Source organism: Acinetobacter sp. WY4, assembly GCF_018438165.1.
GTDB lineage: Bacteria > Pseudomonadota > Gammaproteobacteria > Pseudomonadales > Moraxellaceae > Acinetobacter.
This window is the reverse complement of the sequence record NZ_CP053947.1, coordinates 1,526,670-1,545,910: the sequence shown is the minus strand read 5'-3', so window position 1 is coordinate 1,545,910 and position 19,241 is coordinate 1,526,670. Positions and strand designations below refer to the sequence as shown.

General features: G+C 38.4%; 18 protein-coding genes and 1 pseudogene. 10 read left to right on the top strand and 9 right to left on the bottom strand.

Annotated features, from left to right (window positions below):
* The first annotated feature begins 39 nt into the window (after nt 1-39).
* On the top strand, nt 40-1,239 hold the full coding sequence (locus tag G4D73_RS07295) for a tyrosine-type recombinase/integrase (RefSeq protein ID WP_004890115.1): 1,200 nt from the start codon (nt 40-42) through the stop codon (nt 1,237-1,239).
* Here the strand turns inward: G4D73_RS07295 and G4D73_RS07290 are convergent.
* Entirely contained in the window at nt 1,232-1,453 is a 222-nt protein-coding gene (locus G4D73_RS07290; RefSeq protein ID WP_000541018.1) for a hypothetical protein, read from the bottom strand. The genes G4D73_RS07295 and G4D73_RS07290 overlap by 8 nt on opposite strands.
* A gap of 214 nt (nt 1,454-1,667) precedes the next feature.
* On the opposite strand from G4D73_RS07290, the gene G4D73_RS07285 reads away from it, so the two are divergent.
* Nucleotides 1,668-2,558 carry a hypothetical protein gene (locus G4D73_RS07285; RefSeq protein WP_020752776.1) on the top strand — a complete coding sequence of 297 codons (891 nt, stop codon included), beginning with the start codon at nt 1,668-1,670 and terminating at the stop codon, nt 2,556-2,558.
* A 57-nt stretch (nt 2,559-2,615) separates the two neighbouring features.
* Here G4D73_RS07285 and G4D73_RS07280 read toward each other — a convergent pair whose 3' ends face one another.
* The 4 genes from G4D73_RS07280 to istA all read right to left on the bottom strand — a co-directional run bounded on the left by G4D73_RS07280 (nt 2,616) and on the right by istA (nt 6,904).
* Complete coding sequence (locus G4D73_RS07280; RefSeq protein WP_038346659.1) at nt 2,616-3,524, bottom strand: hypothetical protein; 909 nt, start codon at nt 3,522-3,524, stop codon at nt 2,616-2,618.
* A 198-nt stretch (nt 3,525-3,722) separates the two neighbouring features.
* Nucleotides 3,723-4,769 (bottom strand): YagK/YfjJ domain-containing protein, encoded by a 1,047-nt coding sequence (locus G4D73_RS07275; protein WP_071320608.1) that lies wholly within the window; start codon nt 4,767-4,769, stop codon nt 3,723-3,725.
* Between the two features lie 342 nt (nt 4,770-5,111).
* Nucleotides 5,112-5,885, bottom strand: coding sequence for an IS21-like element ISAba8 family helper ATPase IstB (istB, locus tag G4D73_RS07270; RefSeq protein WP_019383645.1), 774 nt, complete (start codon nt 5,883-5,885; stop codon nt 5,112-5,114).
* Nucleotides 5,885-6,904, bottom strand: a complete 1,020-nt coding sequence (gene istA / locus G4D73_RS07265) for an IS21-like element ISAba8 family transposase (protein ID WP_019383901.1) — start codon at nt 6,902-6,904, stop codon at nt 5,885-5,887. Before istA ends, istB begins: the two co-directional genes overlap by 1 nt.
* A gap of 226 nt (nt 6,905-7,130) precedes the next feature.
* Between istA and G4D73_RS07260 the strand changes: the two genes are divergently transcribed.
* The gene (locus G4D73_RS07260; protein ID WP_020752779.1) at nt 7,131-8,072 is read left to right on the top strand and encodes a YagK/YfjJ domain-containing protein; all 942 of its coding nucleotides are present in this window, start codon (nt 7,131-7,133) and stop codon (nt 8,070-8,072) included.
* A 183-nt stretch (nt 8,073-8,255) separates the two neighbouring features.
* Here the strand turns inward: G4D73_RS07260 and G4D73_RS07255 are convergent, their stop codons facing one another.
* On the bottom strand, nt 8,256-8,579 hold the full coding sequence (locus G4D73_RS07255) for a hypothetical protein (protein ID WP_020752780.1): 324 nt from the start codon (nt 8,577-8,579) through the stop codon (nt 8,256-8,258).
* A gap of 201 nt (nt 8,580-8,780) precedes the next feature.
* Between G4D73_RS07255 and G4D73_RS07250 the strand changes: the two genes are divergently transcribed.
* The 6 genes and pseudogenes from G4D73_RS07250 to G4D73_RS07225 all read left to right on the top strand — a co-directional run bounded on the left by G4D73_RS07250 (nt 8,781) and on the right by G4D73_RS07225 (nt 14,116).
* On the top strand, nt 8,781-9,068 hold the full coding sequence (locus G4D73_RS07250) for a hypothetical protein (RefSeq protein ID WP_005129696.1): 288 nt from the start codon (nt 8,781-8,783) through the stop codon (nt 9,066-9,068).
* A 45-nt stretch (nt 9,069-9,113) separates the two neighbouring features.
* A complete protein-coding gene (locus G4D73_RS07245) occupies nt 9,114-10,157 on the top strand; it encodes a DUF932 domain-containing protein (RefSeq protein ID WP_071320600.1) in 1,044 nt (347 codons plus the stop codon).
* A 154-nt stretch (nt 10,158-10,311) separates the two neighbouring features.
* A complete protein-coding gene (locus G4D73_RS07240) occupies nt 10,312-11,352 on the top strand; it encodes a YqaJ viral recombinase family protein (RefSeq protein ID WP_071320601.1) in 1,041 nt (346 codons plus the stop codon).
* A gap of 184 nt (nt 11,353-11,536) precedes the next feature.
* Entirely contained in the window at nt 11,537-12,478 is a 942-nt protein-coding gene (locus G4D73_RS07235) for a hydrolase or metal-binding protein (RefSeq protein WP_213687698.1), read from the top strand.
* Nucleotides 12,479-12,780: 302 nt separating this feature from the next.
* Nucleotides 12,781-13,290 (top strand): annotated as a pseudogene (locus tag G4D73_RS07230) (KAP family P-loop NTPase fold protein); the annotation flags it as partial.
* A 79-nt stretch (nt 13,291-13,369) separates the two neighbouring features.
* Nucleotides 13,370-14,116 (top strand): IS5-like element ISAba31 family transposase, encoded by a 747-nt coding sequence (locus tag G4D73_RS07225; RefSeq protein ID WP_087662167.1) that lies wholly within the window; start codon nt 13,370-13,372, stop codon nt 14,114-14,116.
* Between the two features lie 318 nt (nt 14,117-14,434).
* On the opposite strand, the gene G4D73_RS07220 is transcribed toward G4D73_RS07225, so the two are convergent.
* Nucleotides 14,435-16,153, bottom strand: coding sequence for a GMC oxidoreductase (locus tag G4D73_RS07220; protein WP_045796738.1), 1,719 nt, complete (start codon nt 16,151-16,153; stop codon nt 14,435-14,437).
* A 114-nt stretch (nt 16,154-16,267) separates the two neighbouring features.
* Entirely contained in the window at nt 16,268-17,713 is a 1,446-nt protein-coding gene (locus tag G4D73_RS07215) for a coniferyl aldehyde dehydrogenase (RefSeq protein ID WP_045796737.1), read from the bottom strand.
* A 153-nt stretch (nt 17,714-17,866) separates the two neighbouring features.
* Here G4D73_RS07215 and G4D73_RS07210 point away from each other — a divergent pair, with 153 nt between their 5' ends.
* Complete coding sequence (locus tag G4D73_RS07210) at nt 17,867-18,886, top strand: AraC family transcriptional regulator (protein ID WP_045796736.1); 1,020 nt, start codon at nt 17,867-17,869, stop codon at nt 18,884-18,886.
* A 101-nt stretch (nt 18,887-18,987) separates the two neighbouring features.
* On the opposite strand, the gene G4D73_RS07205 is transcribed toward G4D73_RS07210, so the two are convergent.
* Nucleotides 18,988-19,233, bottom strand: a complete 246-nt coding sequence (locus G4D73_RS07205; protein ID WP_052690212.1) for a hypothetical protein — start codon at nt 19,231-19,233, stop codon at nt 18,988-18,990.
* Nucleotides 19,234-19,241 lie beyond the last annotated feature (8 nt).

The following is a 19,241-nucleotide window of genomic DNA, read 5'->3' as shown; positions in this document are numbered from 1 at the left end:
TTTTCTATTTGAAAAAAATATGTACACAGGTGGAGTAAAATGCCTTTAACAGATACGTGGCTTAAGAAGAATCTAGATCGTGAACGTTCAGCTATACATACAGAGTCTGATCAAGATGGATTGAGCGTTCGTGTATCGCAAAAAGGAAAACTCACTTTTCAGATGCGTTTTCGATATAACGATAAGCAAGCTCGTTTAGACTTGGGAACCTATCCAAATATGAGCCTTAAAGAGGCTCGTATTGAATTGCAGAAAATGAAAGCAATTTTAGAAAAGGGACATGACCCGCGTATTCATAAAAAAGTAGAGCTTCACAAGATCACAGAGGCTATAACTTTTGAAGCGTTATTTCGTGAGTGGCATGCGAAATATAGTATTCCTAATAAAAAGAATGCAGATCAATATTTAAGATCATTTGAACTTTATGTTTTTCCAAAGTTAGGTAGCATACCTGCTGAGCAAATCACATTACATATGTGGTTAGATTTACTAGAAGAGCAATTTAAACAGTCGCCATCGATAACTGATCGCATTCTTACGAATACAAAGCAGTGTTTGGATTGGGGGATTAATCGAAAATTAATTGAGCAAAATCCCATAAGACATATCACTGGAAAGCGTGACTTGAATATTAAGAAAAATAAAACTGTTCGAGTATTACAAGATGATGAGTTGTCTTTAATTTTTAAAATTTGTGATGAGTCTAGAACATCATTAAGGAATGTTTTATTTCTCAAGTTATGTTTGTTTTATGGTAATCGATATAGTGAGTTGAGGCTTGCACGGAAATCAGATTTTGATTTTAGTAAAAATACATGGACAGTACCGTATGAAAATCATAAGACAGGAGAAAGTAAAGGGGACATTGTTCGACCTATTATTGATGAGATCAAACCGTGGCTTCAGTCTGCAATGGATTTGAGTAATTCTGAATACATTTTCCCACATGAAAATGGCAAAGAGCCAATGGGGCGTAGTGGGCCAACAGATACCCCTTATAACTTCATGCAATTTGCAAGGAAGAATTATAAAATTGAAATGGATCATTGGTCTATGCATGATTTACGGCGTACAGCAAGGACAAATTTCAGTGCGTTTACAAGTAGGGATGTTGCGGAACTGATGGTTGGTCATGTGATGCCTGGGGAACAGGGGACATATGACTATTATGATTATCAAAAAGAGATGTCGAAGGCTTATAAAAAATGGTGGAAAAAGTTAAGTAATCTGTCTAGCTAGACAGATTACTCATTTGGTTGTTATTGAAATATTTGATTAACCATTCGTTAAACGTTTCTTCATCCCAAAGGCTAGTAGAGCCAGCGCATTTCTTAATAGGTTGAGGCATTGGTTGCTCGAACATTTTTTGATTAGGTTGTTGGTAACGCCATAAAGTAGATGCAGAGCAATTTTTGAGTTTGTGGCGAATTTCTTTAGATGTTAAGTAGCCCATATCTTTGATCCTTTTGTGATTATCGCAATTAGATAAAAGAACTAATTTTTTAACCTTAAATATTGGCTGGAAATCAACCTATAATGTTAAAACTATTAGATCAGTTCATTGATGGGGTAACTATAAAATTTAGAAAATGTTTAAAATAGAGCAGTACGCATATCTAGAAATATAGTAGTATTATGCTATGCAATTATCTGTATTTTAATAAATTATGATTGATAAAAAATTATCAAGGTTAGAGCAGCTTGAGCAGGATATATGGTTAAACTTTGGTTACTACTATCAGTGTGAATTGGATAATGAATTAATAGAAACGGAGAATCAATCATATATTGATCAAAAAGAAAAAATCATAAAAAGAATGCAGCAGAATGATTTTCCATTGAGTGAGCAGTCAGCTTTTCATTTAGAAATGATGGGAGATGTGGTTTCAATCCCTTTCAAGCCATTCCAGATTGCACAGCTTTTAATGCAGATAAATACATTAAGACTTGAGGTGAATAACTTGCCTGCCAAAATTTTCCAAAGGCAATATTCAGATATTTTAATTGCTTATGTGCAAATTCTTGGTGGGGTGGAGTTTATTCAGAACCGTACACTTGCCAAAAGTGCAAAGGCAATCATTGCAGTCAAAGCTCGTTACGACAAGCATTTATATCCAAGACGGGAAATTTTATATCGCACTTTAAGAGAGCAGGTGGCGCGTCGTGGTAAATGGAAGAATCTAAATCAAGCTGTTCATTTTGTGCTTGATGATCTGGTCAAAGCTTTTGAGGTTTACGATATTGAGTGGCTTCAGTCTGAACTTGTGCTTAAGCAAAAAATGCTCAGTGAATTAGAACAGGAGAGTAAGCAGTTGTACGCTAAAGCTCAGTCTGAAGGCGTGCGAAGAAAGCCAGCATCAATTGCGAAAAAAATAGAAAAATTACAGCTCGAACTTAATAATCTTAATCAGATACTGAAAGCAAAATATCCTTCTAAAGAGATGGAAAAGTTTGGGTATAAGATGCCTTACAGTGGTGGATACATTGCTGAAACAATCATCCATGAGTTAAGAAATCAGCCTGAAATATTAAAGGAAATTTTATTTAATAAAGATTAAATATATTTTTTATATAATATGCAGATTCAAATAATGGTCAATTAAGCTTTATATAATTCAGTGGTTGGAGGCACATTTTCTGTAAATAAATTTGGGTGATACATATTCAGTTTCGTAATAAAAATAGTTGTATTTAAAAAGTATTTCTCCGAAGATTGCTTTCCATGTCTTTTCATTTGTGCCCTCAACACCTTGAATATCCATTGGATAATCAACTTCATGAGGGGTTAATATAATATTTGTATTTGGTGCAATGATAAGATACTTTTCATTTCTAAGAGGGATGAAATCTTTCATCGAAAGCGGTTTACATTCACGTTCTGTAGCACTATATACAGTTAGTACATAATTATTTGATAAATCACGTTGAACGCGAAAAAACAAATCTAAAATTTCAGATTGATACTTATCATGAAATTTATCAATCATTACTGAAATTTGTTGTGTAAGCCCTTGCTCAATAAATGATTTATCACGTGAATCACATTTATTCATATCGAATACATATGTAAAAATATTAAGGTTAAATCGTTGCTGGGTTTTGAAGAGCTTTTTCATTACTCGTGCATTTTCTTTTTTTAATACATTAATAAGTTCTAAGCGTTGGAGTCTGTCAGCCATTGCTATTCGAGTCGTTGAATCTCTTTTTAATTCATTCACGAAAGAATTTACTATAGGCAAAATATAATTGATATATTGTTCATTATGTAAATATAAATGATTGATTGGCCTATCTAATTCATATCCTAATTTTGAATAAGCTTTGTGTAATGCTTTTACACTTTGACTAAGTTTGAAAAATTTATGTTCGAGTAGCATTGGACTTATGCCGGAAAAATTTTGTAAAAGTTCAAATACGTGATCGGTTTGAGGGGAGTTACTGACATAGTATTTACCCTTCTTACTGGATTTTAATTTGAATGCACTATAACTTGGATTTGTGATGATTGATGATATCTCTTGCATAATCGAAAGATTATGTTTATTAACACAGAAATTTTTTTGACCGTGGGTATGTATCAAATTTATTTGGTTTGTTGGTGTGCTCATAGATATTCAATTAATCAAGCTGATAGTGTTCCTATCCAGATGGAAGTCGATTCTAAAGTATTTTGAATTACTCTTCTGCAATAAATCTAGCTAAAGCATAATAAAGTATCTGATTTACCTTGTTGCATACTTGCGAGTGCTGTAGCCAAATGTTCGTTGATTAATTTGGCTCCTTTCAAGAATGAACTGCTCTGTTTTGGTTATGTGATCAATCATCTTATTTAAAGAGTCAATTTTTTCTTGATCATCATGAGTGAGTATACCAATAGCAAGATTTTTACGTACTTGCTCTTCATGATTGAAGCTTTGATAGATTCCTTTTTTTAAGGTTATTTTTTGCCATAATTCACCAAGTTTATAGGCAAAGTTTTTATCTTCTGTAAAAGTATTCGCATCCATGAAAAATAGAAAATGATAGTGATATCTTTTTAATGCTGAGTATTCTAATTTCCAAATAAAACCGATTATGGGGGGGACTTTATCATTTGGTGTATGAAGTTTTTTGATGAACATTCGGAGGTAGGTTTTTAATAATTCAAGCGTGACTGTATGATCAGTATGTATGGAGAAATCCATTTTAATTATAAGTAACCTTCTGAATGTACTTAATAGTTTTTTAGCAAGCCTTTTAGCTTTCTTGTTCTGATTGAGACTTTTTTCTTGGCGTGACAGAAGTGTTTTTTGATAGATTGTATCGCTTGCAATAGCACAGGCAAGCTGATGGTAAAAGTCATTTAAAATTTCAGCTTTTAACATAAATTGATTGGGTGCTAGGGCGATAGCATCATTATGACTTCTAAGCCAAAAATCACTCTGACTAACTGTTAAATGATGAAGCATTATATTTTCTTTTAATACCTTGCGAAATAAGTCCACTTCAGGACTGGTACATGTACTATCTTCAAAGTAATAGGGATCAATTCTTCGAAGAGAGTCATGTATATTTTTATCAGCAATCAAATAAATATTTTGCTTTTTTTGATGTGGTAAGTAGATAGATTTTTTTTCAGATTTTCTTATATGTAAAATGAGCTGAATGATTTCAAGTTGGCGATATGCCTCATTTTCATCAAATACTTTAAGCTCATAAGTTTTTTGAGATCCTATGCTTGTTGTTAAATCTTCATCTTGATTGGTAGAGGATGGATTAAGGTTATTCATCATAGCTCTAAAATAAAAAAGTGGCGTAACTTTAGCCTAAGCAAGATCCGATACATCGGCGATAAGCGTTATGTAGATGAATGATCTTATCGAAGTAACAGCTCAGAATGCTTAACAGGTATCTTATATTATTAACTATAAGTAATATATCAAACATAAACAATATCTTATCTAGTTGAGTGAGACACTTAGCACAGTATAGCCTATACTCAAATGGGCTATAGACTATGTATCAATAACACAGTATTAAAATATTCAGAACTAACCCTGTCAACGGCATTCTAAAATTGACCCCTTTTACCTTACAAATGGCAAAGTAAAATTGACCCCTTTGATCTCGTATTAAGTTTCAACCTGGGGCTGAATCCCAATTCTTTTTTTATCCTTCAAACGATAACTCTCACCCGATATTTGTACCACATGACAGTGATGCAATAACCGATCTAACATCGCAGCGGTCAACGTGACATCATCTGCAAAGGATTTGGACCACTGGCTAAAGGGTAAGTTACTCGTCAATATCGTACTGCCTTTTTCATAACGCTTGGCAATCACGTTAAAGAACAGATTCGCTTCTTCACGTCCAAACGGTAAATAACCAATTTCATCGATAATCAGTAACTTTGGTCCCATTACCGCACGTTGCATATAGGTTTTCAGTTTACCTTGCTGATAGGCTGTACTCAGTTGCAGCATGAGATCGGCGGCGGTAATGAACTTGATCTTAATGTTGTTCATGATGGCCTTATAGCCTAATGCCATAGATAAGTGCGTTTTTCCTACTCCGCTAGCCCCCAGAAACACCACATTTTCTGCTCTAGCAATAAAGCTCAGATTGAACAGTTCAATCACCTGTGATTTAGGGGCCCCTAGGGCATAATTAAAATCATAGTCTTCCAGGGTTTTGACTTGAGGCAGGCCTGAGAGTTTCATCAGTACCTGCTGACTGCGCTGTTGCCTGGCAGCATATTCATGCGTCAAGATCGCTTCAACAAAGTCGGCATAACTTCCATCTTGACCTAATGTTTGTTGTGCATGATGTGACCATTGTGATGCGATGGCAGGCAGATTGAGCTTTTGGCAAAGCTGCTCTATACGGTCGTATTGCAGATTCATCAGGAAACTCCCAGCAACTGGTCATATACCGATAAGGGATGCTGCAAACTCTCGTAGGGCATGACATGCTGTGCTGCTGCAACAGGTACAGTGCTAGAACCTGTATCTGATTGCGGTAATGGCGTAAATTTTTGCTGCTCCTGTTGCAGTCGAACAGCCGGTTTTTCTTGCGTGGTGGCATGAATCCGCTGATTGGCGGTTTCATGCAGCCACCGGCCAATGTGGGCATTGGCGACATCAACATCTAACAGTAAACCCGAAGTCTTCAGGCTTGCTTTCAATGGCACAATAAAGCTTGATTTGAGGTATCCATTAAAGCGTTCAACTTTGCCTTTGGTCTGTGCACGGTAGGGCTTACATACGCGAGGACGAAAGCTGTATTTCTTGGCGCAGTCGAGCAGTTTGGGATTCCATTTATGCTGCCCCTCCTGATAGGCATCCCGTTCAATCATGATCGTTTTAGCGTTATCAAACAGGATTTCTTGAGGTACTCCTGCAAAAAACTGAAATGCATTTTCTAGACCATCGATCCATGCATCCGTACGTTCATGATCATAAAATTTCACGAAAGTCGCTCTGGAATACCCTAATGTTGCGACAAAAGCTTTTAAAGTCGTGCTGTTACGTCGAATCGTGGTGAAATCCACTTGCATTTGTTGGCCAGGTTGGGTTTCAAAACGAATGATCGGTTCCGGTTGAGCAACTGGTTTTAATGTTGCAAGATATTCCCTCAAGATCCTGATCTTTCCTGGATATCCCAACCCTAAAATTTCCTGGTAGAGCACAACAGCAGGAATCCATTCAGGATGAGCCGCGTTTACACGTTGGAGTAAATAGGGTTTATATGGGTCAAGGATACTTATTCTAGGCTGTATACGCTGATACTGAGGTGTGGTGTTTTGCCGTAAATATTTACGTACGGTATTTCTGGACACCCCCAGTTCACGACTAATGGCTTTAATAGATTTACCTTGTTGATGAAGTATTTGGATTGTCACTGCTTGCTCCAAAGTTAACATGTTGAGCAGTCCAAAATGACCGCTATATTAACCAAGGGGGTCAGTTTTTAAATGCCATTAGGGGGTCATTTTTACACTGCCGCTAACAACCCTATAGTATGTTACAAAAGTCTATGAGCATATTCAGCTAAGCAGGATGACTACAAAATCCTGCTTTAGAATCAAGATCAGTAAAAAAATATATTCCTCACTTACATATGAACCTTATGTTTCAGTGAGAACCTAAATGTACCAAAATATTCCATTAGCCAATGAAGCCTCCATTCTTATTTCAATCGAAGATTTTTTAATCAGTACCTGTCATGAGCAATTCATTGATGATCATGATGAGTTCAAACGAGAATTATTAGAAGCGGTAGTACTGTTTAAGCAGATTTATAGATTTGATCTTTGCTATTCCAAAATCATACAGGTTTTTAAAAGGGTGATTAACCTTGTGGATTACATCATGGAAAGACTAGATTTTCATATTTATGCAGACATTCTACGGTTTGAACTAAATCATATATTTTATATACAAGGCATGATTCAGCATGAAATGAAAAGTGCTGTTCAAGATATTCATAAATTTAAATATCAAGAACGAAAAAATCAAATTGAATTAGAAGGTTACTTGAACAAAATACTCAATCATTATGCTAGGTTGCTTTTTGTACGAGTAGATGTAGGGATCCTTCAAGAACATCAAGAGAATTGGGGTGTTAAAGACTTTCATAGGGCTTTGGAAATACTACGAAATAGAATGTCAAATAAAGATACTTGCTTTCATGGTTTACAAGGGTGTGTTTGGGCATTCGAGCAAGGTGCAAAGAAAGGCTACCACTGCCATTTATTGCTTATTTATGATGCTAACCTGCATTGGAGAGATGAATGGTTAGGAGAGGAAGTTGGCAAGTACTGGCAACAATCCATTACCAATAACCAAGGGTGCTATTACAACTGTAACCGAAAAGAGAATAAAGAAAAGTTTGAGGTCAATGGTTTACTTGGTATAGGAATGATTCATAGAAATCAACCACAACAACTGGAGAATGCATTTCGAGCAGGTATGTATTTGGTGAATCCTAACAAAGTAGATCAACGTTTACGTGCTAAGACATCTCCTAACATGAGGACATTTGGGATCAGTCAGTATGATGTGGATAGGCGTAGAAATATTATAAAATGAGTCATTATTCTAAGAATTTTGATGATTATCAATTGCCAGAATTAGTTGGAATTAAAGCAACTCAGTGATGTATTGAGAGTGTCAAGGGATGGCATAAATATAAAATAAATTGGGTATTTAGCTGAATGCTAAGGGTGGAAGGAGGGATGTAGCAACATCCCTTCACAGCTATGTTGATGGACGTTATTCTTCTGGAGGTAAAACTTTTCCACCTTTACTTGCAGGTGCAAGCATAGATTTTACCCATTCCTGAGATAAAAAATTAGGTTTTTCTGAGGTTGGATTTGATGATACAAATTGATCTGGCTGAGTGATAGTATCAGTTTTGACCTTTGTTTGCTTTGGGGGCTTTAACGGTTTTGTGTAAGACATTGCTTGAATCGCATGTTGCTCGTCCACAATACCTTTGGCAACTTTATCTAATTTTCCTGTACGTGTTGCATGTTGGATTTGATGCTTCGTATAGCCATACTTTGCACAAAAATCTGCAATTCGAATGTGTGTCATAATTTTAGAACCATTTTGTATTTTTTTATCGTACTGATTTTATATAACAAATCAATCATTAAATTGAATCATATTCCAAATTATTTCAGATACATAACATCCTAATGAGAATCATGAAGCTCTTTAGAGTACACATGAAAAATGAATATTAAGCCTGCCATCGTGCAGGCTTTTTTATGCCCAAAATTTAGGAGTCAAGTCATGAGCTTGAATTGTCCCTTTTGTCATTCAACCGACATCATGATTGTTGAAGCGAATGCGCAACAAGCAAATTCAACATTATCAAATCTTGCATCACCCGCAGCTTTAGGGGCCTTAGGTACAACCGTTGCGAAGTCTTTGAATTTGCCTCCCATCGTTGGAGGAATTGCAGGAACTGTACTCGGTGGTTTGTTTAATTCTTTTACAGAACAAAGCACACCTCCGCAGCAAAGTTTGTGCTTCTGCCATAACTGTTACCAAAAGTTCCCCATTCAATATCTGAATTAAGAACAGATCCAATTTTTCAATATGATTTTAAAAAGGAATAAAACTATGGCACATCAACTTGAACAAATGGCTTATGTCGGTGAAACCCCTTGGCATGGGCTAGGGAATCAACTAAGTCAAAACCAACCGATTGAGGTCTGGGCACAGCAGGCAGGCATGGACTGGTGTATCGAGTCATCCAATGTCAGTTATATGGCACAGAATGAACGTGGGCAAAGCATCATCATGCCGTATGAAGAACAGCGTGTACTGTACCGTTCTGATACCCATGCACCTTTGTCAGTGGTCAGTCAACGTTTTCAGGAAGTACAACCTCGTGAGATCTTAGAGTTCTATCGTGATCTAACTGAACAATCAGGCTTTGAATTGGAAACCGCAGGCGTGCTTAAAGGTGGCAAGAAATTCTGGGCGCTGGCACGTACAGGTCAATCTACTGCACTTAAAGGCAAGGATGTCAGTAATGGCTATATTCTTCTTGCAACTGCATGTGACGGTACGCTTGCGACAACAGCACAATTCACCTCCATTCGTGTTGTCTGCAACAACACCTTGGCGATTGCTTTACGTGGTCAGAACAGTAGTGCAGGTGTAGTGAAAGTTCCGCATAGCACCAAGTTTGATGCAGATAAAGTCAAACAACAATTGGGTATTTCAGTTCGTGCATGGGATGAACACATGTACGAAATGAAGCAGCTCAGTCAGCGTAGAGTCACCCAAGGAGAAGCAGCAGCTTTCTTTGATGCAGTGTTCAACAACACTAGCATGAGTGTGGCAGATCAGGAGGACAATATTATTCAGTTCTACCGTGAGGTTGCGACTCAGGCGGCACATGCAGATACCAAGGAAAAAGCTGAACCTAATGCCAAGGCGATGACAAAAGCAATGGACATGTTTAATGGTCAGGGACGTGGTGCAGAGTTGAGTTCTGCTAAAGGAACAGCCTATGGATTACTGTGTTCAATTACAGAATTTATTGATCATGAACGACGTGCCATGAGTACAGATCATCGACTCGATTCAGCTTGGTTTGGTGCAGGAGCAGCGATCAAGCAACGTGGACTCGAACAGGCTTTACGTATGGTGTCATAGCGTAGAAATTTGAGTTTCTTGCAATGGAAAGTTAGACCTATCTATTTATATTTTAAATATAAATTTACATTTCAAAAAATTAAACCACATCTTCGGGTGTGGTTTTTTTATGCCCTTTATTTGCCACCATCCATATAAAATGAGGAAGCAAGCTATGAATACAGCAATATTAAACCCATCCATTCAACAAGCAAGTAAACCCTTTAATGCCCCAAAATTATTCACAGCCAAACGCTTGGTCAATACCAAAAACATGACTCAATCTGACTGGCTTGAAGTCAGACGACAAGGCATTGGCAGCAGTGATTGTGCAGCAGCCTGTGGATTGAATCCCTATATGTCGATGCTCGAACTTTGGATGATCAAGACAGGACGAGTCAAACAATCGATTGAAGATGAAAGTTCAGGTATCGCTCCACTCTATTGGGGTAAGCAACTAGAGCCATTGGTGGCTGAGTACTACAGCATGCATACCAATAACAAGGTACGCAGAATCAATGCAGTGCTTCAGCATCCAGATCCTGATAAGCATTTTATGCTTGCCAATCTGGATTACTCCGTTGTGGGTAGTGATGAAGTTCAAATTCTGGAATGCAAAACAGCAGGAGAGTACGGCGCAAAACTTTGGCGAGAGGGTGTGCCTTTATATGTCTTGTGTCAGGTACAACATCAATTGGCAGTGACAGGCAAACGAGCAGCACATGTTTGTGTGCTGATTTGTGGTCATGAAACCAAAATCTTCAAAGTGACGCGCTCCGAATCCGTGATCAAACATATCATCAATGCGGAACGTTACTTCTGGGATTGTGTGGAAAAAGATATACCACCTGATGCAGATGCCAGTGAGTCCGCAGCCAAAGCCATACAGCAGCTCTATCCACAACATATTCCGTTGACTGTTGAAGACTTGAGTCTTAACGAACAAGCCAATCAAGTGTTTGCTCAACTGATTCAAGAAAAGCATCACATTGAGCAGCATCAAAATAACTTTGATGAAATTAAGCATCAAATCCAGATGTTGATGAAGGATGCTGAACGAGCAACCTTTGCGAATGGTTCGGTGACGTGGAAGAAATCCAAAGATTCAATCAGTTTAGACAGCAAAGCCTTACTCAAACTTCACCCAGAAATGCTTGAGCAGTTTCCGCAAAACAAAGCAGGAACACGACGCTTTCAGATCTATACCAATGACTGAATTCATCACGTCGATATTTCCATTCTTCAAAAAAGCGCAAAAAACCACCCCCGACCTACCGACTCCCGAAGGAGCGGTAGGCCAACAATGGCGGTCTTTGCATTTCATCTGATCTTTAAACGGTTTTGTATTTGCTTACATAACAAAGGGTCAACAGTAAAATTTTATTTAGAGGAAAATTATCATGATTAAAGGTTTAGCAATCACACCAGCGATCCTTGGACGTATCAGTATTGGTAAAGTTGTTGAAAAGAACGGTAAACGACTGTCTGAAAAGGACGACCAATTTACCATTACCAGTCAAATCCAAAGCAAAGAGGGGTGGATCAAACATCCGCTTGATGAGCAATTACGCAGTAAAGCACCGAATCAAAAACTCCGTACCATTCCAGTAAGGATGATCTTCAATGATCCTGAGCTGAATCTAAGGGCTGAGTACACCTTGTTTGACCGTCAAACAGGACGGCCTGTCTGTGTAGGCAATGGTGAAACCTGTCAGCGACTCACCAACCAAGGCGTAGAACAACATTCCTGCCCATCCCCTGATTTATGTTCTTTAGCTCAAGGAGGCAACTGTAAGCCTTATGGGCGTTTGCATGTGAACTTAGATGAATCGGATGAACTCGGTACATTTATTTTTAGAACCACTGGTTTTAACAGCATTCGGACTTTGGCAGCACGACTAAGTTATTACTATGCAGCTTCGAATGGCTTGCTATCTTGTTTGCCGTTACAACTGACCCTTCGAGGTAAGTCCACCACACAAAGTTATCGTACTCCTGTGTATTACGTGGATTTAACGCTGAGGGATGGAATTAATCTGCAACAGGCGATTCAAATAGCGCAAGAGATTGACCAGCAAAGTAAACAAGCAGGTTTTAATCAAACGGCGTTAGATCAGACTGCAAGGCAGGGTTTTGCCAATGCACAGTTTGAAGTCAATGCAGAAGAAGGTTTGGATTTTGTGGAGGAGTTTTATAGTGATGAAAATCAAGAAACTAATATTGAACAAGTAAAGTCTGAAACTACAGCTCGAACCAAGGCAAAGCCTAAACCGAATCAAGGGGAAGGATTTGTGCAGGATATACAGAAAGGATTGCAGGGGAGTGTAAGGGCGGTGAATTAAATAGCTTAAGTGTTGATTGATCAGCTAGTGATTTCAATACATCTATGTTGAGGAATTTCTTTATAGTAGGGAGTACAAGCTCCCTTATTTTTTTGTGCACATCAATGGTTGCTATTGTCTAAAAAATGATTACTACGTTAACTATATAAATTAACTTATGGGATTTAGGTTTTTGAGGGCATAGGGTATTTGTATTAGCATTTTTATATGGTATGAAATTGTACGTAGACTTTTTATTTATTGAATTTTAAATATTTATTGATAGATTGGAAGTCAAGTAGAAAAAGTGCGAAACAAATATTATGTGGTCAGATATCGAATCAAAAAAGGATTTTTTAAATTATTCTGAAGCCTCTGAAATTGTAGTCAATGTATTAAGTAATCCTACAATGTTACCGATTTCAATAGGAGTATTTGGCTCTTGGGGGACAGGAAAATCAACAATCTTAAATTTGATTGAACAAAAGCTACAATCAGAAAATGAAAAAGATTATATTCTTATAAAGTTTGATGCATGGCTTTATCAAGGGTTTGATGATGCGAGAGCCGCATTAATTGAAGTTGTTGCTTTAGAGATAGCCAAACTTGTAGAGGACAATAAGACCCTTTTAGATAAAACGAAGACAATAACTAAACGAGTAAATAAATTACGTTTGTTAGCAATGGCCGCAGAAGGTGCTTCTTGGATGGCAGGAGTGCCAACTTTTGGTGCTGCATACAAAGCAGTTGAAGCTCTTGGTGATGGGATTAAAGGGAAAGCTGATTCAGAAGATGGTGAGGCAATAAGTAAAATAATAAAAGATGGTCAGAGTAGGGTGTGTTGACACTTTTAGCTTAAAAAAATAGCGAAGTAGTAAAATCAAATCGCCAAACCCAATTTTACTATTCGCTATGCCTCGTACCATGCTGACAGATCAACACTGGCAAAAGTTGAAAGTTATTCTGCGTAATTTATCCATTCACCACAACTCAAATTTACGCAATTTTATTGAAGCTATTCTCTATAGAATTAGAACAGGCTGTCCGTGGCGAGATATTCCTTCTTGTTTTGGTCATTCAAACTCTATTTTCAAACGTTTTAATCGTTGGTCAAGCAGCGGTAAGTTACTTAGATTATTCAAATTGCTAGCCTCATGCCCCGATATGGAGTGGATTTTTATTGATGGCTCTCATGTACGTGCTCATCAACATTCTGCCGGCATAGCGAATCAATCTATTTCTAAAAGTGTAGGAGGAAACTCCTCAAAAATACATTTGATTGTTGATGCACATGGCAATCCTATTGATTTCATAATTACCGATGGGACCACACATGATGTTAAAGTTGCACCTGATTTAATATCAACATTAGATTTAAAAGAGACAAAAGTGGTATGCGCAGATAAAGGCTATGATTCAGAACCACTGCGTGAACAGATCAGGAAAACAGGGACTAAAGCGAATATACCAAAGAAAACAAATAGCCAATCGAACAATGACCATATGGACTGGTATTTATATAAAATCAGGCATTTAGTTGAAAATATGTTTTGTAGATTAAAGCAATTTAGAGGAATAGCTACTCGATATGACAAGCTCAAAAGAAATTATCAAAGTTCTGTTGCTTTAGCCTGTATATTTTTATGGCTACCTTTATAGGGTTAATTATGAACAGTAAATGTCAACAGACCCTAGTCATATTTTATAACAAGAAAAAATAAACCATGGCTTTTGGGTTTATGAATAGACTCAATAATGCCCCCCAATTACTCATTGATCGGTAAAAAAGGTAAGACAGCTTTTCGCTCTCTTCTTAGCTTAGGAATTTCTGAATTATAGCCCATAAAATCAGCAACGCCCTCTAACGCTGTCATACAGCGTTAGAGGGATAATGATCTCAAGATTGTATTGCTAGGGCTGTCTAATTTGCCGTATTAGACACCATCACCATCACCAGCCCAAACCATATCCACTTTTTTAAGCATTGCTTAATGCACTGGCTAAATCACCAGTACCCTTCAAGTCAGACACCTGTCCCTCCAAAGGCTGACTAAATTCAATACGCTGAATCTTTGCTGCCCGCTCTGCGGAGAACACTGGGATTTGACTCATCGCAAATTCAGACAGTGCGGTAATGGTTAGTGAGGGATTCACACCTAAATTCCCAGGTACAATCGAACCATCTAATACGCGTAAATTTTGATAACCAAAGACTTGACCAGTGAAGTCCACAACGCCATTCGACTTGTCATTGCCCATCGCGACACCACTCATAATATGTGCTGTCGTTGGCGTTCCCAGTAGAATTTCAGTAAGTGCAGAACCAGGTTCTCCACCTAACTTTTGTGCAATCATTTTAGTGGCTTCTTCAGCCGCAGGGAATGAAACGGTGAGTGGCGTGTCCCCTTCTTTTTGCACAGCAGTGATACTATTTTTGAACAGTCGATACCACTTTCTACGCCATTCAAAATGAATGAATGCTTCAGACTTTTGCATCACCAATAAAATGATAGAGTCTTTGGCTTTACCCTTATAACGCAGTACTTTAAAGGTTTTTAAGGGATGTAACAGTGTATTGAACACAAACTTCATAAAGCGCATAAAGCCCTGACCGGTCACCATCGGCACGTATGGAATATAAATCCATGAAGCATCCGCACCTTCAGGGAACCGTGTGACCTCAATATTGGTATCTGCATCGACCGAAATAAAAGAGCTGATTGCTACCCCATCATCCAGTTTTTTATCTGTGTTGTTCACTGTGGTCAGAGTTTCCGAGTTCGTCCGAACTTCCTGTCCCAGCAATGAAGAAATATTGGGTAAAGTCTTATACTGATCCCGCATTTTTAACAACATCGGTACCGTACCCATCACCCCTGCAGATAACACTACCCCACGACTGCGCAAACTATATTGACGAACATTCTTACCTAAAGTTTCTTTGATAATGATTTCATAGCCTTCACCACCATCCTCACTCAATGGCATAATTTTGAGGACTTCAGAACTTGGACGAATTTCTACCCCATTACGTTCAGCAAAATACAGGTAATTCTTCATGAGGGTGTTTTTGGCATTATTACGACAGCCCAACATACAACTGCCACAATAAATACAGGAGTTACGATCTGGTCCATCTCCATTGAAATACGGATCTTTCGCTAATTGTCCTTCTTGACCAGCTACTTGCGAAAAGAAGACCCCCGTATTCACCGTTTTAAATGAATTTGCATATCCAATTTCACTCGCAACTTCTTTTAACGTGTCGTCTGCAATATTGGTATAAGTATTATTCGCTGTACCCAACATACGTTGAGCGAGACCATAAAACGGCTTTAAGGTGTCTTTCCAGTCTTTACGAATCTTGGTCCATGCCTCCGACTCAAAAACTGCATCAGGTGGAATTAAATGTACATTGGCATAAATTTGTGAGCCCCCACCAACGCCCACCCCATGCAAAATGGTGGTTTTACTGGTGAAAGTAAATTGCATCGTACCTCTGAATCCCAGTTCAGGTCGCCACAAATAGTTTTTTGTGTCTAAATTGGTGGTTGGAAAATCCTTGTCTTCACGGCGTAAGCCTTTCTCCAAAATCAGGACTTTATAGCCTTTTTCACTGAGGCGTAAAGCACTGACCGATCCACCAAAGCCTGAGCCAATCACGATTTGATCATAATCAAAATCTTTATTATTCATACTATTAACTCCTTTAATAGTTTTATTTTTCTGTTTTTAAATACACTAATTCCTTCACTTCAAAATATCCATCTTGAAGTGAAAAGTGATGTTGAGGTTTTAAAATTTAAGCGCTTATGACTTCATGCGAATCAATAAATTCAACAGCCAATTGGCAAATTTTCCATACGGTGGCGCGAGAAACTTCAAACTCGAAAAACCCGCCTGATAAAATACAGGGCGCATTTTAGAAAAAGTCAAAAAGCCTTCATAACCATGATAGTGCCCCATCCCGCTGGCACCGACTCCACCAAAGGGTAAGTCATGCTGCCCGACATGAAATAAGGCATCATTGACCGAAACCCCGCCCGACATAACTCTGCTGATATAAAAATCGATTAAACTTTTGTTATTACTAAATGGATAAAAAGCCAATGGACGATCACGCTGCACAATATAGTCTACTACCTCTTCAGGCTTTTGGTAGGTTTTGACCATCAAGATCGGACCAAAGGTTTCACGCGTATCAATTTCCATCTCATCATTACTGTTCAATACCAAAGTCAGTGGAAATTTTCGTGTCGCAGCATCTGGTTCTTGCTGATTTAAATTAATCAAACTGGCCCCTTTGGCTTCAGCATCTGCCAAGCTATGCACTAAGCGCTGAAATGCACGCTCATCAATCACAGAAGTATAATCTTTGCTATGAATATCAGGCACATGTTCCTGAACCCACGCTGCCGCGGCTTGAATAAAAGCTTGTAACTTCGACTCATGTACAAATAAATAATCGACATTGGTACAAATTTGCCCCGCATTAAACTGTTTCACAAACATAATGCGTTCTACAGCTTTCTCAATAGGGTATTCAGGATCAATCACCGCAGGAGATTTACCACCCAACTCCAAAGTCACTGGCGTCAAGTTCTGTGCTGCAGCAGCCATGACTTTACGCCCTGTCGCACCAGAGCCAGTAAACATCAGGTGGTCAAACGGCAATTTTGAAAATGCGATGCCTACTTCACCAGTCTCATCGAAAATCTGTAATTTTTCCGCTTTAAAGTATTTGGGACTTAACTCAATCAGTAATTCAGCCAAATGTCTTGAATTTTCAGACATTTTAACCATAGCGGTATTTCCCGCAGCAAACACAGCAGATAATTGCGAGAACATCAAATTGATGGGGAAATTCCACGGCACAATAATTCCAATCACCCCCAGCGGCTGCGGAATCACACGGTTTTTTGCACCAAAATACAGGCTATGATCGACATGTCGTTTTTGTACTTTGGTCCAGTGTTTCAAGTGTTTGATGCTGCCGTTTATGTCATCCGTGACAGTTATAATTTCTGCTAATAAGGTTTCATGGCGTGAACGATTTCCATAATCACGATTCAAGGCGTCAATAATTGCTTCACGGTGATTGTTAATCAATGCTTTTAAATTCAGTAAATGTTGCTTGCGTTGTTCAATCGTTTCAATGCCTTGCTGATGAAAGCTTTTGCGCTGTAATTGAAAACAATCGTGCAATGTCTGTTCTATCACTGTTTGCTCGATATGAGACTGAACCGTAAGTTGCATATGCTTTTCCTTTCACGGCTAAAAATGGTGATTCAATACTTCTTTTCTATGTTGGTTGAGATAATCTCTTATCCTACTTTAACAAATGACTTGAATTATGCTTGACTTTTTAGGACACTAAATTGATCTTTTAGGACAACACGGAATGTTGTAATGGGAAGTTATATTCGTGCAGCCAGCCTCGGCGGTTTTGAAGACTTAGTCCGTAGTTATGGCATAAACCCTATAGGAATCTTGAAAGAGATCGGGATTTTACCTGCTTTACTCCGCGATCCAGATTCATTTATTCATTATGATCATTATTTAAATTTATTGGAAAAAGCGGCCTTAGCCTGTCAGGATGACTGCTTCGGTTTAAAACTCGGCGCACTCCAAAATATTAGCACAATCGGTTTGATTGGCGTCTATATGTCCCGACAAACGAGCATACTTGAAGCCTTAAGCGTGGCGCAAAAGTATGTCTATTTACATGCTGAAGGCGTTGTCTTTCACGTCTCGCAACATAATGCTCTGTTCTGTAAGCTGAACTTTGTGCGTTTAAGTGAATACAACACCGATGTACCACAAAAATCACAACTGGCCATTTGCCTTGTCGCGAATATTTTAAAAGATTTGATTGGCCCACAGTGGCATGCAGAAAAAATTTGCTTCAAGCAAAAAGCACCACAAAAAGGAGCTCAAACTTTCCAAGCACATTTTTCCTGTCCAGTGGAATTTGAAACCGATGAGGATGCGCTTTATTTTCCCGCAAGCTTTTTAAGCTATAAACCCTATAATTTTAATGAAGATGCCATTAATCAACTAATCGTACAGCAGCTTGAAACACAAAGCAGCACCAAAACTGAAGACAATACCGCACTGATAGAGAGTTCAGTCCGCATGCTGATGGCGACAGGAGACTGCAGCATTGAAAATATCGCACTCTGTATGGGAATGCATCCGAAAAAGCTTCAGCGCGCTTTAAAAATGCAAGGAACAACCTATCGAGATATACTCGAAAATGTCCGAAAAAAAGAAGCGCTTCGTATGCTTGATGCAGGCAATGTGAATTTGACAGATATTGCTCTACAGTTGGGCTATGCAGAATTATCTATTTTCAGTCGCAACTTTAAAAGCTGGTTTGGCGTTCCTCCAACCGAGTTAAGAGACAAAAGTCGAAGCCATATTGTATGACTTCTGGTTTTGCTACTTCGTTAAATAAAAAGTACCCAACGAATTCAAGCATATAGTTTAAATCCATTGAATGTCACTCTAATCAATACAGACTCAATTGATTATTTCGGGAAAACAAAGGATGCGACCAAACGTGCCCCCCAACCTTTCGGGCTGCCGTCAGTATCATCAACCCAATATCGAGCACCACCGCCCACACTAATGGCCTGACCATTTAGGCGAATCACTTTGGTCACAGTCAAGTTGACAGGAACTGTGGCTTCTTCTGCATTCCAGTCATATGTCGTTTCAGTATTCAATGCCACCGTCGTACTATTTGGATAAGTGTAACTAGGGTCTGTTGACATTTACTGTT

Bases quoted from the DNA above. Each gene is read 5' to 3' on its own strand.
- G4D73_RS07295 (WP_004890115.1), top strand. From the start codon at position 40: ATGCCTTTAACAGATACGTGGCTTAAGAAGAATCTAGATCGTGAACGT.
- G4D73_RS07290 (WP_000541018.1), bottom strand. From the start codon at position 1,453: ATGGGCTACTTAACATCTAAAGAAATTCGCCACAAACTCAAAAATTGC.
- G4D73_RS07285 (WP_020752776.1), top strand. From the start codon at position 1,668: ATGATTGATAAAAAATTATCAAGGTTAGAGCAGCTTGAGCAGGATATA.
- G4D73_RS07280 (WP_038346659.1), bottom strand. From the start codon at position 3,524: ATGCAAGAGATATCATCAATCATCACAAATCCAAGTTATAGTGCATTC.
- G4D73_RS07275 (WP_071320608.1), bottom strand. From the start codon at position 4,769: ATGAATAACCTTAATCCATCCTCTACCAATCAAGATGAAGATTTAACA.
- istB (WP_019383645.1), bottom strand. From the start codon at position 5,885: ATGAATCTGCAATACGACCGTATAGAGCAGCTTTGCCAAAAGCTCAAT.
- istA (WP_019383901.1), bottom strand. From the start codon at position 6,904: ATGTTAACTTTGGAGCAAGCAGTGACAATCCAAATACTTCATCAACAA.
- G4D73_RS07260 (WP_020752779.1), top strand. From the start codon at position 7,131: ATGTACCAAAATATTCCATTAGCCAATGAAGCCTCCATTCTTATTTCA.
- G4D73_RS07255 (WP_020752780.1), bottom strand. From the start codon at position 8,579: ATGACACACATTCGAATTGCAGATTTTTGTGCAAAGTATGGCTATACG.
- G4D73_RS07250 (WP_005129696.1), top strand. From the start codon at position 8,781: ATGAGCTTGAATTGTCCCTTTTGTCATTCAACCGACATCATGATTGTT.
- G4D73_RS07245 (WP_071320600.1), top strand. From the start codon at position 9,114: ATGGCACATCAACTTGAACAAATGGCTTATGTCGGTGAAACCCCTTGG.
- G4D73_RS07240 (WP_071320601.1), top strand. From the start codon at position 10,312: ATGAATACAGCAATATTAAACCCATCCATTCAACAAGCAAGTAAACCC.
- G4D73_RS07235 (WP_213687698.1), top strand. From the start codon at position 11,537: ATGATTAAAGGTTTAGCAATCACACCAGCGATCCTTGGACGTATCAGT.
- G4D73_RS07225 (WP_087662167.1), top strand. From the start codon at position 13,370: ATGCCTCGTACCATGCTGACAGATCAACACTGGCAAAAGTTGAAAGTT.
- G4D73_RS07220 (WP_045796738.1), bottom strand. From the start codon at position 16,153: ATGAATAATAAAGATTTTGATTATGATCAAATCGTGATTGGCTCAGGC.
- G4D73_RS07215 (WP_045796737.1), bottom strand. From the start codon at position 17,713: ATGCAACTTACGGTTCAGTCTCATATCGAGCAAACAGTGATAGAACAG.
- G4D73_RS07210 (WP_045796736.1), top strand. From the start codon at position 17,867: ATGGGAAGTTATATTCGTGCAGCCAGCCTCGGCGGTTTTGAAGACTTA.
- G4D73_RS07205 (WP_052690212.1), bottom strand. From the start codon at position 19,233: ATGTCAACAGACCCTAGTTACACTTATCCAAATAGTACGACGGTGGCA.